A 17,875-nucleotide genomic window follows, 5' to 3' on the forward strand; every position below is an offset into this window, starting at 1 on the left:
ATAGATTACTACAAAATCGATATAAAATCAATTAATAAAAGGTAAAATTTAAGTAACAAAACTACACTATAGTAGAAAATAGTGTATAATATATATGTATAGAAAGAGAGGTGATATTATGGCAAGAGATGAAAATATAATTGGTAAAAGAATTGAAATGTTAAGAAAAAGAAAAAATTTATCTAGGGAAAAGTTGGGAGCAATTATTGGGATTGCTGGAAATAGTATATATAGAATTGAAGCTGGATATAATTTACCTTCAGCAGATGTAGTAATTGAACTTTCAAAATTTTTCGATGTCCCTGCAGATTACATTTTGGGAATTGATAAAAGTTTTGGAGATCAAACAGGTGTTAATATGAAAAAAATTCCAGTATATGAAAAAGTTGCTGCAGGAGTTGCAGGAGTTGCTGAACCTATTGATTATCCAATTGATGAAATATATATTCCATTAGGATCAAAAGGGGAATTTGCAGTAGAGGTTGTTGGTGATAGTATGGAACCAGAAATTAAAGAAGGTGACTATGTTATTGTAGATACAAATTCTTTTGTTGAATCTGGAGATAGAGTTGTTGCAATTATTAATGATGGTGCAGACGCTTTAGTTAAACTATATAGAAAATTTATGGATGGACCAGCAATGTTATACAGTTTAAACCAAAAATATGATCCAATTGTTTTAACTGAAGATTTGAAATGGGAAATAGTTGGTAAAGTAGTAAGTTTATATAGAAGATATAGGTGATTTTATGAAAAAAGTAATATTATCAGGATTATTGATGTCCTTTATTTTTGGGACATCCTTTCTTTTTACAAAAAATGCATTAGACTATGTTTCTCCTTTTGATTTTTTAGCATTTAGATTTACTATAGCTTTTTTAATAATGACTTTATTACTTTTTTTTGGAGTGTTTAAATTTCAAAGAAAAAATTATTTAAAACTATGGAAAGTAATTATATTTCAACCTATATTATACTTTATTTTTGAAACTACAGGAATCTCTTTAATACCATCTTCTGAAGCTGGAATAATTATAGCTTCTATCCCAATAATGATTTCATTAATTGCTCCATATTTTTTAAAAGAAAAACCTTCAAAAAAACATTACTTATATGTTTTTATTAGCTTTTTTGGGGCAATATTAATATTAGGATTTAATTCTTTTAAAGGAAATATAGTAGGTGATTTATTAGTATTTGGTGCCGTATTATCTGCCACATTTTATAATATAGCCGCTAGATTATTGAAAGAAGAATTCACACCATTTGAAATAACATATTCAATGATGTTATGTGGATCTATCTTTTTTAATTTGTTTATTCCAAATTACTCATTATTATTAAATAAAACAGTGCTAACTTCAGCTATTTACTTAGGAATATTTTCATCAGTAATTACATTCTTTTTATTAAATTATATGATTAGCAAAGCATCTCCTATTCAAACATCTATTTTTTCTAATTTAACTACTGTTATTTCTGTATTAGCAGGGTCTATATTTAGAAATGAAAGTATATATTTGTATCATATAATAGGTATGATACTAATAATTTTTGGAGTTTGGAAAGTAAATACAGAAAAATTGAAAGAAATACAGAAATCAAAATAGTCCGCTTAAATGCGGACTATTTTAATCGATATTTTTTCTTCACTTTTTTTATTTCATCTCTATATTTTGCTGCATCTTCATATCTTAGTTCAGAAGCAGCTTTAAACATTTCCATTTCTAGTAATTGTATATATTCGTCTGGAGAAGTATTTTCAGCTACTTCAAAAATAAATTCCGGTTTTTCTACTTTTTCCATAAACTGTTCAAAAATATTTTTAGGTAATTCTTTTACGATTGTTTTTGGAGTTATTCCATGATTTTCATTATAATCCATTTGTATTTTTCTTCTTCTATTAGTTTCAAAAATAGCATTTTGCATAGCATCTGTTATTTTATCTGCATATAATATAACTTTACCATTTACATTCCTAGCAGCACGACCTATTGTTTGTATTAAGGTTGTTTCGGATCTTAAAAAACCTTCTCTATCAGAATCCATTATAACAACTAAGGATACCTCAGGTAAGTCAAGACCTTCCCTTAATAAATTAACACCAATAACTACATCTACGTCACCACTTCGCAATTTTCTTACAACTTCGGATCTTTCCATTGCATCCAACTCAGAGTGTAAATAAGTTGCTTTAATTCCTAATAAGTTTAAATGGTCAGCTAGCATTTCTGCATCTTTTTTTGTTAGTACAACTGCAATAGCCCTTTCATTTCGTTTTATTACCTTTTGTAGTTCAGAAATAAAATCATCTACTTGTCCTATTGTTGGTCTAACAACAACCTCTGGATCAATTAATCCTGTTGGTCTAATAATTTGTTCTACAATTTGTTCTGAATGTTCAAATTCAAATGGCCCAGGAGTTGCAGAAACAAAAATAGTTTGTCTAATTCTTTCTAAAAATTCTTCAAATTTCAAAGGACGGTTATCAAATGCTGATGGAAGCCTAAAACCGTATTCAATTAGATTTTTCTTTCGTGAATGATCTCCAGCCCACATAGCTCTTAATTGTGGTAAAGCTATATGAGATTCATCAATAAACGTAATAAAATCCTCATCAAAATAATCTAATAATGTCCATGGCGGATCTCCGGGTTTTCTATTATCAAAATGTCTAGTATAATTTTCTATACCCTTACAATGTCCTAAAGTTTCTAGTAATTCCATATCCATTAAAGTTCTTTGCTTTATTCTTTGTGCTTCTAATAATTTACCCATTTTTTCAAATTCTTCAACTCTAATTTCTAATTCTTTTCTAATAGATTCAATGGCATTATGAATTTTTTCCTCTGTTGTAACAAATTCACTTGCAGGATAAATTGTAATTTTATCAAAAAAATCTATTTTTGTTCTATTTAAAACATCAAACGAATAAATTTTTTCAACTTCATCATCAAAAAATTCAACTCTAATACCAAAATCTTCATATGGAGGATAAATTTCTAATACATCCCCTTTAAATCTAAAGTTTCCTCCACTAAACTTGTCTTCAGATCGATTATATAGCATTTTCGTTAATGATTCTAATATAAAATTTCTATTATATTCATTATCAACTTCAAGTTTTAAATTTATATTAGCAAAATCATCTGGATTACCTGAGGCATATATTGTAGAGACACTAGCTACAACAATAACATCTCTTCTTGTTAAAACAGACTTTAATGTAGATAATCTCATTTTTTGTAATACCTCATTTATACTTGCATCTTTTTCAATATACATATCTCTACCAGGTAAATAAGCTTCAGGTTGATAATAATCATAATAACTAATAAAAAACTCTACCTTATTTTCAGGAAAAAACTCTTTAAATTCTCTATACAATTGAACTGCCAATATCTTATTTGGAGATAATATTAAAGTAGGTCTATTCACTTTTTCTATTACATTTGCCATAGTAAATGTTTTTCCAGAACCAGTAACCCCTAATAATGTTTGAAATCTATAGTTTTTATTTAATCCTTCAACAAGTTTTTCTATAGCTTCTGGTTGATCACCTTGAGGTTTATATTTAGAATTTAATTTAAATCGGTTCATTTAATCACCTCTACTTCGTTTCTATTTTTAATCTTGCATAAACAGGAATGCCATTCAAATATGGAGGGTAATATTCTCCTTCAATTAAAGGTAATGCATATTCAATAAACTTATTATTTACGAACATACCGTCGGCTGATATAAATTCGTCAGGAATTAATTTCGTTTTATTTGCAACATTTTCAAGTGGTACAAGTTTTGTTGTACTAATATATGGTGAATTATTAATTCTTTCTATAGCTACCATATATCCACTATATTCATCTAAAGCATATTTTACAGCCATTGTACCTACTTCTATAGCTTCATTCACATCAACCTGACTAGAGATATGCCTACCACTTCTTTGTAAATAATCTGGTACAGCGTAATGTGTTTTTATATTTAATTCTGTTTTAATTAAATTTGCTAATGTAGAACCTATTCCACCTAATTGAACATTTCCAAAATTATCTTGATAACCCCTAGCCGAAACAAATGATCCATCTTCATATTTGATTCCTTCAGATGCAGCAATAGAACAATATCCATATTTATCAATTGTTTTAATTATTTTTTCAAAAAATAATTCTTTTTTAAACGGTCTTTCAGGAATTAAAATTATATGTGGTCCATCGCTTTCATGCCTTTTTGCCAAAGCTGTTGATGCTGCAACCCAACCAGCATGCCTTCCCATTGTTTCTAATATAAAAACTTTTGTAGAATCAGCCGCCATACTTTTTACATCTAAAGTTCCTTCTAAAATAGAAACAGATAAATATTTAGCTATAGAACCAAAACCAGGTGTGTGATCTGTTTCAGGTAAATCATTATCAACGGTTTTTGGAACACCAATTACATTTAAATCATATCCAATTTTTTTAGCATAATTATGAATTTTATTTGCTGTATCCATTGAGTCATTTCCACCATTATAGAAAAAATAACGAATACTATATTTATCAAATACCTCAAAAATTTTCTTAAATTCTTCTTCTGTTTTTATTTTTCTTCTACAAGAGCCAAAAGCGCTTGAAGGAGTGAATTTTAATAATTCAATTTGATTAGGATCTTCATTTTTCATATTTGCTAATTTTTCATCAAAAATTCCATTAATCCCATTTATTGCAACGTAAATATTATCAATTTCTTTTGAATTTAAAGCTGCTTTAATTACTCCATACGCTGATGCATTTATAACACTGGTAACTCCTCCAGATTGAGCATAAATAGCATTTTTCATTTTATTACCTCCTTAATAAAATAGTCCTATCGATGATAGGACTATTTTATCATATTTAATTTTAATTAATATTAATTTTTTATATAAAAAGCAAAATAAATTTAAATAAAACATATGAAACAATTGCAGCAGCTGGAACTGTTAAGAACCATGATATGAAAATATCTTTAATAACTCCCAAATTTATAGAACCAGTACCTCTAGCCAAACCATTACCAATAACTGATCCTACTACTGTATGAGTTGTTGAAATTGGCATACCTAAATTTGATGCCATTAATACCGTAGTTGCAGTAGAGAAATCAATTGCAAATCCTCTAGAATTATTTAATTCTGTAATTTCAGTACCAACAGTTTTCATTACTCTGCTACCCCAAACAGCTACACCGATTGCAATACCTAAACCACCTAAAGCTAAAATATATCTAGGAATTTCAGCCTTCGCTCCAACTGTTCCTGTTACAACAGCTGCATAAACAGCTGCTACTGGCCCAATTGCATTAGCAACGTCATTAGCTCCATGAGCTAATGCAACGTAACAAGAAGTTACAACCTGTGATTTTCTAAATATTTCTTCTACATATATATATGGATCATCAGAAACATTTTTAAGTTTTAAAATTATATATATCATAATAATTATAGATAGCAATATACCAAATAATACAGCATATATAATAGCTTTAATAGTAATTGGAATATGAAGAGTTTTTGTAATAAATGAAAGCGCAATAATAAATGCAGCTAATCCTAAAAAGAATGGAATCCATATTTTGGAATTTCTTTTTATATCTTTACTATGAAGAATGGTAGCAGAAATGGATTTAAACATAAGATAAGAAACAACAAGTCCAACAAGAGGAGATATAACCCAGCTTAACGTAATTGTTATTATTTTTGACCAATTTACAACCGCAAAACCTCCAGCAGCAATACCATATCCAACCATACCACCAACAATAGAATGTGTTGTAGATACCGGCCAAGATTTATAAGTAGCAATCGCAAGCCATATTGTAGCTCCAATTAAAGCTGCTAAAGAACCCCAAATAACTATTTTCGGATCGGCTAAAACATCAAGATGTAATATACCTTTTCTAATTGTTTCTGTAACTTGTTTCCCAAAGAAAGTAGCACCTACAAACTCTAACACTCCTGCTATAATAACTGCTTGTTTTGGAGTAATAGCTTTTGCTCCCACTGCTGTAGCCATTGAGTTAGCCACATCATTAGCTCCAATTGCTAATGCCATACTGAATCCTATTAATAATGCAAAAATCAAAATTGCACTCACAATATACCTCCTCACTCATTTATAAGAATATGTATTCTATCGCAAACATTTTGAGTTACATCAGCAATACGTGAAAGCAATAAAACTAATTCTCTAATAAAAATAAAATCTATAGGATGAAGGATATCTTTTTGAGAATATAACCACTTACCAAATTCAAATAATTTATTATCAACATCTTTCTCAAACCATTTCATTTCGGCTATGTCATCTTCCTGATTTTTTATAGTATTTTTTGCAAAATCTGATTCTAAAATTATATTTATGTATTTAACAGTTTTTTTAAAATGATCTAACATATTTTCTATTTCATCAACTACTGAATAAATCATTTTTTTATGTTCTTCATCAAAATCTATTCTATTAAATGTCATTTTTTTAGCTACATCTTCAATAAGATCGATTATTTTGTCTTGCATATCTATAAAATCCAACAAATCAGCTCTTTCAAATCTGTACAAGTGACCCTTTTTCAAATACTGTCTGAAATTCCTTTTTATATCATCTGCATCATCTTCGAGTTTATCAACCTTATCAACAATATCTTTTATATCTTCGCCATTTAAATATTTTTTAAACAGTTCTGGCAAATAATCTGATGCTTCTTCTACTATAAGTGCATGTTTAACAACTTCTTCTATAGGATTAAAAGGTTGAAACATCTTTCCCCAAATACTAATGGCAATCACCTCCAAAAATTTTATTTAGCATATTTTAAAAGAAATTCATATGCTTCATTAATCTTTTTAAACTGTTCTTCACACTTTTCCCTATTGTCGTGACATTTGTCGGGATGATATTTTCTTGTTAATTCTCTAAACTTTTTTTTCAATTCTTCTTTAGTATAGTTTTCAGGAAGTTCAAATAAATTTCTATAATAATCATATTGTCGCCTTAAATTATTATAATTTTCTTGGTGATTATAATATCTTTTTTCATTATATCTATCATTATAGTATTTTCTAGAATTATATGTATAAACCCGAACATTTCTAAATAAAAAATAAATTCCTAATATTGCAAATAATAATAAAATAGGATATCTAAATAATAGTATAAAAATTGCTCCAATAAATCTAAAAACAATAGAAATCACTACTAGTAACCCTATAAACATTAAAAAAATTTCCATAATATTCCTTCTTTCAAAAAAATTCAAAGTTTTCATTCAAATATTAAATAAATAATCATTTCAAATATATCATTTTTTCTTTGACTAATTGTTTCTAATATTTTTCAAAAAAAAAATAGGCTCATAAGAGCCTATGAGTTCATAATTGATATATATCTGTCTATAAATGCTTGTACTTCCATCATTCCAAAATTTCTATAAAATCTTGTTAATTCCCTATTCTCTCCATCAACGAAAACTAAAGTAGGTACAGAAAAAACAAGCATTTGTCCAGAGATTTCAGGTTTTTCTTCAATATCAATATACTCTAATTCAACGTTATTTTCTTTCATTAATTTTTCTACTTTTGGCCATAACCCTTTACAAGTTCTACAAGTTTTATTTGCAAAGTAATATGCTTTCATATTATACCCCCTTCAATTTTTCTTCAGGGGATTTTAACAAATCGACTTTAAATATTAAAGAAAAATAGTTAACAAGAATGATATTTTTAAAATTCAATATAATCTCCAGGATTTAAAATATTGCATTTTATTTTTAAGCTTTCTATTTTTGTTTTAAATGCATATGCATCTGCATTAATAATATCCCAAGTATTATAATGGAAAGGTACTACAATTTTTGGATTAATCATTTTTGCAGAAATAACAGCATCATATATGTCCATAACAAAATTTCCTCCAATTGGTAAGAAGGCTAAATCAATATTTTCTAATTGCAGTAATTCCATATCTTTCGTTAATCCCGTATCACCTGAGTGATATATTTTCTTATTATCTATTTCAATGATAAATCCTCCAGGATTGCCCCCGTATATAATATTATTACCTTCCATAATACCGGAACCATGCAAGGCAGAGGTCATTTTTATTGATCCAAAATCAAATTTTTTTCTACCTCCAATATGCATTGGATGTAACTTCTCTAATCCTTTAGAAGCTAAATAATTTATTATTTCAAAATTAGAAATTACTATAGCATTTGTTTTTTTAGCTAATTCTATAGTATCTCCCAAATGATCATTGTGTCCGTGTGTTACCAATATATAATCTAAATCTTTAAAATCATCAATAGATTTTGTTGATTGTGGATTACCTGATAAAAAAGGATCAATAAGTATTTTTTTACTTCCTTCAATATATACTACTGCATGGCCAAGAAAAAATACTTTCATAAAATCCCTCCTAACCTAACCTTATATTAATGATTACATATATAACATAAGTTAGGAATAAAATTATCCCTTTCCAGAATCCTGCTTCTCTTTTTCTTATTAAAAATATTTCAGTTAATAATACTACTCCAACCATATAAATAGCATCAAAAGTGATGTTTCTATCTGGTACAATCGGATGTATACTTGCAGTAATACCTAAAACAACTAAAATATTAAAAGCATTTGAACCTATTAAATTACCAATTAAAATATCATTTGTTCCTTTTTTAGCTGCAATTATACTTGTAACTAATTCAGGTAAAGATGTACCTACTGCTATAATAGTTACTCCTATTAATGTTTCAGTTAATCCTAATATTTTGGCAAAATGAGATGCCCCTCTAACAGTTATCTCTCCTCCAATAGCTAACATAACAATTCCCAATAAAACTAAAAATAATATTTTATTCCAAGACATATCAGAAACTTTAGTTTCGTTTAATTCTTCAAATAACTGTTCTTGTATATGCTTATCATTTTTTGCCATATTATACATATATGCTATAAATATTATTAAATAAGTTAATAATATTAACCCATCATATTTGGTTAGAGAATTATTTCCATCTAAAAGCATAAAAAGTAAAGTTGAAGATATTAATATAACAAAAGGAGTTTCGTATAATAATGTACTTCTTGGTATAGTTGTTTTTTTAACTATTAATGACAAACCTAAAATCAAAGATATATTTGTAATATTACTTCCAACAACATTTCCTAATGCAATCCCTGAAGAGCCATTTAAAGCTGCGCTAATACTTACAAACAATTCAGGAGCACTTGTTCCAAAAGCTACTAAAGTTAATCCAGTAAAAAGTTCTGATACCCCTATTTTTCTGGAAAATCCAACAGACCCTTCAATTAAATAATCTGCACCTTTAATTAATAAAAACATACCTGCTGCAATTAATACTAGATCAAGTATCAATTATAAGCACCCCTCTCTAAAGAATTATATATTTTGTTAAATTCATGATCAGATAAATTATTGTATTCAAATACTTTTCTTAAAAATTCCTCAAAGTTATTTAAAAGTAATGGATAATCTAATATTTTTGAGTAAATATTATTTTCTATTTTTTTTCTTTCAATAACTTTATAATATAAGTCTAAATCATACTCAAATAAATACTTTAACCTTAAAGCCTCACATAATATTTCTGGCCATATATCTTTTTCATTTTTTCGTTTAATAATATAGCCGAACATGTAATGAGATAATTCATGCACAATTATTCCATTTGCTATATCTTCATTTTTTAGAAAAAAATTATTTGGTAATAAATAAAATGCCTGAGAATAATTTAAGTTATATATGTAAATATCTTTTGGTAATTTTATATTGTATTTGTTGAAAAAAAATATTATTTTATTTAGATTTTCAATACTTTTATGTTGAGAATAAATATTGTGATTATCAAAACTTATTTTTCTAAAATCATCTTTATAAATAATTATCGCATCTGATTTTTTGTATTTTAAATTTGATTTGTTTAATATAAAAGGTATACCAAAACCTTTAAGCAAAAAACTCTCATTTAAATTATATATCTCAAATATTTTATATCCTTCAAAAAATAAATTATCCGATAGTACGCTATAAGGATATATAGAAAGATTAATTATAGTCACGCTATTTTCATTTATAATAACAATTTTAAAAAATATAAATATTACCAAGAGAAGAATAAATATCCTTCTGTATTTCCACCTATCCATGTATTTTCTCCTATATTAATTTTTGTTTCCCCTAATAATGGTTGAGTTAAATATAAATAATTCCCTTTTAAAGAAGAACTATCAACAATTTCAAAATTTGGGTTTAAAACAATATTTAAAATATTTTTTTCGTTTTGAATTTCTGAATTGATTAAGACTTTTTTCCCATCATTCAAATCAAATTCAAATGAATTTGTTATTTCTAAAGCTTCATAAGGTTTTTGAATAAATAATTGATATTTTTTTTGATATGTTTGAGCAGTAACAATTGTACAATTGTTGTAGTCTGTTATCGCTGATAAAAAGTCTTCAACTTGTTCTAATTCTTCTTCATTTAAAGAACCATTTTTAAAAGGATTTCCATTAATAAAAAAGAATGATAATTTTTTGTGATACACAAAATCCATTATACCTTCAATAAATTCCAAATTATCTTCTATTGTGTTTAATGGGTTGAACTGTAATGCTAAAAAATTCAATTTCATAGAATCCCTCCTGTTAAATAATATGATTATATAAAAAATAGATTATATAAAAATCAATTATAAAATTATTATATCATAACAATGTCATTTTACTCTTAAAAAATGACAACTTATCTTTAATAAGATATAAAAACAAAGAAAAAATAGTATAATATTAAATAGTATAACATTAAATAGAAGATATAAATAGCGAGGAGGTATATTGTGAGAAAAGAATTATACAGATCTAAAAGTGATAAAATGTTAGGAGGAGTTTGTGGTGGCTTAGCTGAATATTTTGATATTAGTTCAACTTTAGTTAGATTAATATGCTTGGCTTTGATGCTAATAGATGGAGTTGGTTTAATAATTTACATTATAGCATGGATAATAATTCCAGAAGAACCTGAAGATTATGCGAAAGATGTTAAAACTGAAGTAAATCATGAAAAAAATTTTTTTGTAGGAATATCTTTTATATTATTTGGAGGTGTTTTGTTATTAAATAATTTTTTTCCAAATATATTTTCTTTTAGTATAATTTTTGGTATATTATTTTTAATTCTAGGTATTTATTTAATAATAAAGGGGAGATAATATGAGGTATATAATTGGATTATTTTTCATTATTATTGGAGTTTTATTTGTTTTTCAAGGATTCAATCTAGATTTGATATTAAGAATGGGGATTAATTTTTCAAAATTCTGGCCTTTTCTTTTAATAATTATAGGAATTTCTATTTTATCCAAGGAGATTAAATGGTTAAAAATTATAAATATATTTCTATTATTTGGTTTCCTTTTATCATTAATTTTTTGGGATTATAATAATAATGTATTTATCTTTAAAGAGTATAAAGATTATGAAAAAATGGAATTTGAAATTTTACCTGATTCAAATAATTTAGACTTATACTTTGATTTATCTACATTAAATATTGAAATATCTACTGATAGCGAGTCTGATAAAATATCAGGATATTATTATGGACCTATGATTTTAAATATTGATAAAAAAGGAAATAGTATATTTTTCAAAAATGAAAAAATTTTTGGAACTGATTATAAAATGTTTATAAAAATTCCAGAAAAATATTTATATAACTTTTATCTAGAATGTGGTGTGGTAAATATTGAATTAAATAATATTAAAAATGTTATAAAAATATTATCTATTGATTCAGGAGTAATTAACATAAATGGAAAAATAAAAAGTTTTGATAAAAACATGTATTTAGACATGGATGGAGGAGTTTCAAAAATTAAATTAATTGTACCTAAAAAAACTACATATAGTTTGAATTATGATGGAGGAATTAAGAGTATAAATATATCAAAAAATTTAATAGAAGATATAGACGGGAATTTAAGAGGGAATATTGAAGCAGGAGTATTGAATATAAAACTTGAGACTGAGGAGTGATTATATGAAAAAGGGGATTATAGGAGGAATAGTTTTAATATTATTGGGAATATATCTGATTTTTTCTAATTTTTTAGAAATTAATTGGAATTATTTTTGGCCAGTTATATTATTAATTATTGGTTTTAAGTTTGAATATAATTATTTTAAATACAAAAATAATCCTGGCGTATTAGTTCCAGGCGGTATATTAATAACTTTAGGTATAATTTTTTATTTATCAGTATTTTTAGGATATGATTCAATGAGATTTTTATGGCCCGGATTTATTTTAGCTCCAGCTATTGGTATAGCTCAAATGTCTATAGTAACAAAAAGAATAAAAGAAAATATATTTCCAATAGTATTTCTAAGTGGGTTATCTATTATATTTTTTGTAGAAGAAATTATAGGAATAAATATTTGGAATTATATTATTGGATTATTATTTATAGCAATTGGTATTAATATATTAATAAAAAGAAGTGAAAATGATGAATAGTATTATTGAAGTCAAAAACTTAAGAAAATACTATGGCAACATTAAAGCAGTTGATGATATAACTTTTTCTGTAAAAAAAGGTGAAATTTTTTCACTTCTTGGACCAAATGGTGCGGGAAAAACAACAACTTTAGAGATAATAGAAGGTTTAAGAAAAAAAGATGAAGGAGAAATAATATATTTTGGGAAATTTAATTCTCCAGAAGATTTCTATATCAAAGAAAGAATAGGTGTTCAATTACAAAATAGTGCTTTTATGGACAATTTAACTGTGTATGAAACATTAAAAATGTTTAGTGGATTATATAAAAAATCATATGATGTAGATAAATTAGTATCAAAAATGTCGTTAATTGAAAAAAAGAATTCAAAAGTAAAAGAATTATCTGGCGGTCAAAAACAAAGACTTGCAATTGCTGTTGCTTTAGTAAATGACCCGGAAATAGTTTTCTTAGATGAACCAACAACTGGATTAGATCCTCAGGCTAGGCATATCATATGGGATTTAATAATTGAATTAAAAAAATTAGGTAAAACTATTATTTTAACTACTCATTATATGGAAGAAGCTGAATATTTATCAGATTCCATTCATATAATAGATAGGGGAAAAATTATAGCAAAAGGAACTGTTGAGGAATTAATAAAATCTTTAAAAAGAAAATCTATAATAATTTTTCAAACCGAAAATCCAGATATTTTCAAAAAAATTTTTGATGGGATTATTATTGATAATAGAGTTGAGATAAGTTCAGATGATTTAGAAAAAACATTATTTAATATAATTGATTTTTCTAAAAAAAATAATATTCCTATTGATAATATAACTATTAGAAAACCTAATTTAGAAGATGTCTTCTTAAGTTTAACTGGACATTCGTTAAGGGAATGATGGTATGAAAATACTTAAACTTTCATATTATCAGTTTAAAAGTGATATAAGAGAATTTGATACTTTTTTTTGGTCTTTTTTGTTTCCATTAATACTATTTATTATATTAGTGTCAATTTTTGGAAATCCTAATGAATTAAATATAAAAAAATTTAATGTTGGTATTGTTTATGAAAAAAATATTAATATATTATCAAAGAGTATATTATCTAAGACTTTTGATAATATGCCAATGAATAAAATGGAGATAAAAAGCTTAAACGAAGCTATAGAAAAATTGAAATCAAAAAAATTAGATGCAGTATTGTTTATCCCAAAAACATTAACTTTAATAAAAGATATTAATCCCAGTGTAGATTTGTATTATGTTGAAGGAATAAGTAGTTCAAATATTTCAAAAGATATAATTAAAATATTTATGGATTACGTTAATATTGAAATGATAAAAAGAATAAAAAAAGTTAATGATGATATTAAAATAGAAAAATTATCTGTAACTTCATTAAGAGAAGAATTTTCATATAAGGATTACATATTTCCGGGTATTTTGATTTTATCTATAATGTCAGTAGCTTTTTTTAATATTCCTTTTAACATCCTTTTTTCTAGAGAAAAAGGAATAAATAAAAGATTTTTATTAATTCCAATTAAGGGAACATCATATTTTTTTACAGTAATAATTAGTAGTATATTAATGGTTTTAATTTCTAGTATATTTGTTATTATTGAAGGTATTTTGATGAATATTTCAAATAAATTCCTTACTATGAGTTTTTTTATATATTATATATTTGCATTGCTAGTATTATTTTCTATAGGGTTAATTTTTGTTTCAATATCTAAAAAGCTATCTACTTCTATGGTAATAATTAATATTTTATTTCAAATTTCTATGTTTTTAGGTGGTTTATATTTTCCAATATTTAACTTACCATGGATTATTAAATGGTATGTTTATATAAATCCAGTTACATATCTTGTCGAAGGAATGAGACGTTTAGTTGGTTTTAATATCGCTCCATTTAGCAATATATGGATATATTTAGTTCCATTAATTTGGTTAATGTTGTCGGTTTTTCTTTTTTCTTTGAATTATAAGAAGGTGTTAGGATATGAATAAAATAATTTGGTTATCAAAATATATCACAAAAAAAGCTTTGAGGAATAAAGCTGAAATATTTTTTAACTTGTTTTTTCCATTAATTTTTTTAATAATTTTTGGTTTTGTATTTAATGATCAATATACAGATGATTTAATGAGAGTAGCTATTTTTTCCGAAGATAAAAGCATTATAGAGGATTTATCTAAAATATATAAAGTTATTGAAATCGATAATATTGAAGATGTATCAAAAGATATTAAAAGTGGAAATAATAATGTTGGAATAATTATTGAAGACAATATAGTTAAAATTTTTTTTGATGAATCTAACATGAATATCTCTTCATTATTAAACGGTTTAGAATTAAATATTAGAAAAATACTTTTAAATAAAAAATTAGAAAATAAAGAAAAATTTAATTATATTAATATAAACGAAAAAAATGTATCGCTTACCAAAGTAAAAACAAGTTATGTTGATTATCTTTTAACTGGTGTAATTGCTATATCTCTATTATCAAATGGAATGTTTTCTGTTATTACAGTTTTTGGTAGATATAAAAGATTAAATGTTTTAAAAAGGTTTATACTTGTTCCAATTAAAACTTATACATTTGTTATTGGAATAACTTTAACAAGGATTATTATCAGTTTTTTATCATTATTAATTTTGATAATTTCTAGTATAATAATTTTTAAGTTATCAATAGTAATTAATTGGCCATTATACCTATTATTATCCTTTACCTCTACAATAGGTATGATGGGTTTCGGATTATTATTTTTGTTTGTTTTTAATAAAAGCGAGACCGCTCAAAATGCTGCCTCAATATTTTTTTCATTGATGATGTTTTTTTCAGGAATTTATTTTCCTATAGAATTTTTACCTAAAACATTTAAATTAATATCTTATATCTTTCCAATAAAATATATTGTTGACTCATTAAGATACGTTTCAGGTATAGAATTGATGAATTTTTATACTTTTTTGTTAATTAATTTTATAATGCTTTTTGGTGGAATTTTGCTTTTAATATTAGCTTCAAAAAAATTTTTATTACCAGAGAAATAAATTGAAATAAAATTAAATATATAAAAATTAAATATATAAAAATTAAATTAGTTTTTGATATTAAAATTCACAAATTTTAATATCAAAAGAAAAATAAAAGTAGTATAATGATATATATAATATTGATAGATTATATTATACAAATATATTATACAAAAAACACATGGAGGGAAATTTGTGATAAATTTTGAAGATGACTTGAAATATGATGTCATTGTAGTTGGAGCCGGTCATGCCGGAATAGAGGCAGCGTATGCATCAGCAAAAATGGGAATGAAAACATTATTGTTGACAATTAATCTAGATAATGTGGGTTGGGCCCCTTGCAATCCAGCTGTAGGAGGACCAGCTAAAGGTATAGTTACAAGGGAAATAGACGCTTTAGGTGGATTGCAAGCTAAAGTTACAGATAAAAGTATGATTAACATTAGAATGTTAAATACTAAAAAAGGTCCAGCAGTTAGAGCTTTGAGAGCTCAAATTGATAAATATGAATATTCTCAAAATATGAAAGAAATTTTACATTCAACCCCAAATTTATTATTGAGATATGGTTTAGTTAAAGAATTAATTACAGATAAAGGAAAAATAATGGGTGTTGTTACTGAATTAGGGGTAAAATATGAAGCAAAAGCAGTTGTTCTAACAACAGGAACTTTTTTACGTGGAAAAATATTTGTAGGTAGAAGTGTTTTTGAATCAGGAAGAATGGGGGATTTCCCTGCTAATGGTTTAAGTAAATCATTAATTGAAAATGGGATTAAATTAGGAAGGTTTAAAACCGGGACTCCTGCTAGGATATTGAAAGATAGTATTGATTTTTCTAAAATGGAAAGACAAGATACAGCTGATGAACCTTTGACATTTTCTTATTTTTCTGAACCTAAAATTTTAGAAAAAGACTATCCATGTTGGTTGACAAGAACAACAGAAGAAACTCATAATATAATTAAAAAATATTTAATGTTTTCACCATTATATGGTGATGTGAAATTGATAGAAAGTGTTGGACCAAGATATTGTCCATCAATTGAAGATAAAGTTGTAAAATTTAATAAAGAATCGCATCAATTATTTGTTGAACCTGAAGGTAGAAAAACAAAAGAATATTATATTAATGGTTTAAGTACAAGCTTGCCATACGAAGCTCAAATTCAAATGGTTAGAAGTGTTCCAGGACTTGAAAACGCTATCATAATTAGACCCGCATATGCTGTAGAATATGACTTTGCATATCCAGATCAATTACAGCATTCATTAGAATCAAAAATTATTGAAGGATTATTTTTTGCGGGACAAATAAATGGAACTAGCGGATATGAAGAAGCTGCAGGACAAGGTCTAATTGCAGGAATAAATGCTGCGTTAAAAATTAGAGGCGAAGATCCATTTATTCCTTCAAGATCAGAATCATATATAGGAGTTTTGATAGATGATTTGATAATTAAAGGTACAAATGAACCCTATAGATTATTAACTTCAAGAGCAGAGTTTAGATTATTATTAAGACATGATAATGCTCATTTAAGATTAGCAAAATATGGTTATAAGTATGGATTGATTTCTAAAGAATTCTATGAAAAAGTTATTAAGTTAGAAAAAAATATTGACGATCAAATTGAAAGATTAAAAAATATTAAAGTGAAGCCCAATAATCAAATAAATGATATAATTGTAGAAAAAGGAAGTTCTCCTATAAAAAGCGGGATGAGTTTATATGAAATATTAAAAAGACCACAAATTTTATATAGTGATTTAATTGAATTTGACCCTGACCCAATTAAAGATAGCGAATTGTTAGAACAAGTTGAAATAGCAATAAAATATGGTGGATATATAAAAAGGATGAAAGATGACGTTGAAAGAATGAAAAATCTTGAAAAAGAAAGAATTCCTGAAAATATAGATTATTCTAATATACCTAATTTAGCTTATGAAGCTGTTGAGAAATTAAGCAAAGTAAAACCAAAATCTGTGGGCCAAGCCATGAGAATTCCAGGTATTACTCCAGCAGATATAATGAATTTAACAATGTATTTAAAAAGTAAGTAAACAGATATGTAGTGGTGTTTATAAAATTAAAAGATATTATTAATTAAAAAAACTTTTATATATTATGATGAAACATTTGATGACAATAGTTTATATATTAAAAATCCAAAATTCATTACTGTTATTAAGTTAGATAATTTATTAATATTAGCCTCTTATATTTATCAACAGAAAATAGTTATAATAAGATATCTAATAATGAGAAT

At 25.7% G+C, this 17,875-nt stretch carries 19 protein-coding genes; 9 read left to right on the plus strand and 10 right to left on the minus strand.

What is annotated here, in order from left to right:
- Positions 1-118: 118 nt before the first annotated feature.
- Together AS160_RS00450 and AS160_RS00455 are read left to right on the plus strand one after the other, a co-directional pair.
- Complete coding sequence (locus tag AS160_RS00450; protein ID WP_165144011.1) at positions 119-745, plus strand: XRE family transcriptional regulator; 627 nt, start codon at positions 119-121, stop codon at positions 743-745.
- Positions 746-749: 4 nt separating this feature from the next.
- Positions 750-1,610 (plus strand): DMT family transporter, encoded by an 861-nt coding sequence (locus tag AS160_RS00455; protein ID WP_165144012.1) that lies wholly within the window; start codon positions 750-752, stop codon positions 1,608-1,610.
- A gap of 16 nt (positions 1,611-1,626) precedes the next feature.
- Here the strand turns inward: AS160_RS00455 and uvrB are convergent, their stop codons facing one another.
- From uvrB to AS160_RS00505, 10 genes are all read right to left on the minus strand, one after another.
- A complete protein-coding gene (gene uvrB / locus AS160_RS00460) occupies positions 1,627-3,600 on the minus strand; it encodes an excinuclease ABC subunit UvrB (RefSeq protein WP_165144013.1) in 1,974 nt (657 codons plus the stop codon).
- Between the two features lie 10 nt (positions 3,601-3,610).
- Positions 3,611-4,822, minus strand: coding sequence for a 6-phosphofructokinase (locus tag AS160_RS00465; protein WP_165144014.1), 1,212 nt, complete (start codon positions 4,820-4,822; stop codon positions 3,611-3,613).
- Between the two features lie 79 nt (positions 4,823-4,901).
- The gene (locus AS160_RS00470) at positions 4,902-6,074 is read right to left on the minus strand and encodes an inorganic phosphate transporter (RefSeq protein WP_165144138.1); all 1,173 of its coding nucleotides are present in this window, start codon (positions 6,072-6,074) and stop codon (positions 4,902-4,904) included.
- A gap of 53 nt (positions 6,075-6,127) precedes the next feature.
- Complete coding sequence (locus tag AS160_RS00475) at positions 6,128-6,778, minus strand: DUF47 family protein (RefSeq protein WP_165144015.1); 651 nt, start codon at positions 6,776-6,778, stop codon at positions 6,128-6,130.
- 38 nt (positions 6,779-6,816) lie between these two features.
- Positions 6,817-7,248 carry a DnaJ domain-containing protein gene (locus AS160_RS00480; protein ID WP_206528009.1) on the minus strand — a complete coding sequence of 144 codons (432 nt, stop codon included), beginning with the start codon at positions 7,246-7,248 and terminating at the stop codon, positions 6,817-6,819.
- Positions 7,249-7,379: 131 nt separating this feature from the next.
- Positions 7,380-7,652, minus strand: coding sequence for a thioredoxin family protein (locus AS160_RS00485; protein ID WP_165144016.1), 273 nt, complete (start codon positions 7,650-7,652; stop codon positions 7,380-7,382).
- A gap of 86 nt (positions 7,653-7,738) precedes the next feature.
- Positions 7,739-8,422, minus strand: a complete 684-nt coding sequence (locus tag AS160_RS00490) for a metal-dependent hydrolase (RefSeq protein WP_165144017.1) — start codon at positions 8,420-8,422, stop codon at positions 7,739-7,741.
- A 10-nt stretch (positions 8,423-8,432) separates the two neighbouring features.
- On the minus strand, positions 8,433-9,392 hold the full coding sequence (locus AS160_RS00495) for a calcium/sodium antiporter (protein WP_165144018.1): 960 nt from the start codon (positions 9,390-9,392) through the stop codon (positions 8,433-8,435).
- Entirely contained in the window at positions 9,389-10,096 is a 708-nt protein-coding gene (locus AS160_RS00500) for a hypothetical protein (protein WP_165144019.1), read from the minus strand. The genes AS160_RS00495 and AS160_RS00500 overlap by 4 nt, the downstream gene beginning before the upstream one ends.
- 41 nt (positions 10,097-10,137) lie before the next feature.
- On the minus strand, positions 10,138-10,668 hold the full coding sequence (locus AS160_RS00505) for a hypothetical protein (RefSeq protein ID WP_165144020.1): 531 nt from the start codon (positions 10,666-10,668) through the stop codon (positions 10,138-10,140).
- A 204-nt stretch (positions 10,669-10,872) separates the two neighbouring features.
- Between AS160_RS00505 and AS160_RS00510 the strand changes: the two genes are divergently transcribed.
- From AS160_RS00510 to mnmG, 7 genes are all read left to right on the plus strand, one after another.
- Positions 10,873-11,244 carry a PspC domain-containing protein gene (locus AS160_RS00510; RefSeq protein ID WP_165144021.1) on the plus strand — a complete coding sequence of 124 codons (372 nt, stop codon included), beginning with the start codon at positions 10,873-10,875 and terminating at the stop codon, positions 11,242-11,244.
- Position 11,245: 1 nt separating this feature from the next.
- On the plus strand, positions 11,246-12,070 hold the full coding sequence (locus tag AS160_RS00515) for a hypothetical protein (RefSeq protein ID WP_165144022.1): 825 nt from the start codon (positions 11,246-11,248) through the stop codon (positions 12,068-12,070).
- Positions 12,071-12,074: 4 nt separating this feature from the next.
- The gene (locus tag AS160_RS00520) at positions 12,075-12,551 is read left to right on the plus strand and encodes a hypothetical protein (protein WP_165144023.1); all 477 of its coding nucleotides are present in this window, start codon (positions 12,075-12,077) and stop codon (positions 12,549-12,551) included.
- The gene (locus AS160_RS00525) at positions 12,544-13,443 is read left to right on the plus strand and encodes an ABC transporter ATP-binding protein (RefSeq protein ID WP_206528010.1); all 900 of its coding nucleotides are present in this window, start codon (positions 12,544-12,546) and stop codon (positions 13,441-13,443) included. Before AS160_RS00520 ends, AS160_RS00525 begins: the two co-directional genes overlap by 8 nt.
- Positions 13,444-13,447: 4 nt before the next feature.
- Complete coding sequence (locus AS160_RS00530) at positions 13,448-14,563, plus strand: ABC transporter permease (RefSeq protein WP_165144025.1); 1,116 nt, start codon at positions 13,448-13,450, stop codon at positions 14,561-14,563.
- Positions 14,556-15,617 carry an ABC transporter permease gene (locus tag AS160_RS00535; protein WP_165144026.1) on the plus strand — a complete coding sequence of 354 codons (1,062 nt, stop codon included), beginning with the start codon at positions 14,556-14,558 and terminating at the stop codon, positions 15,615-15,617. The genes AS160_RS00530 and AS160_RS00535 overlap by 8 nt, the downstream gene beginning before the upstream one ends.
- A 180-nt stretch (positions 15,618-15,797) precedes the next feature.
- Complete coding sequence (mnmG, locus tag AS160_RS00540) at positions 15,798-17,669, plus strand: tRNA uridine-5-carboxymethylaminomethyl(34) synthesis enzyme MnmG (protein WP_165144140.1); 1,872 nt, start codon at positions 15,798-15,800, stop codon at positions 17,667-17,669.
- Positions 17,670-17,875: the final 206 nt, after the last annotated feature.

Source organism: Marinitoga sp. 38H-ov, from assembly GCF_011057715.1.
Classification (GTDB): Bacteria; Thermotogota; Thermotogae; order Petrotogales; family Petrotogaceae; genus Marinitoga.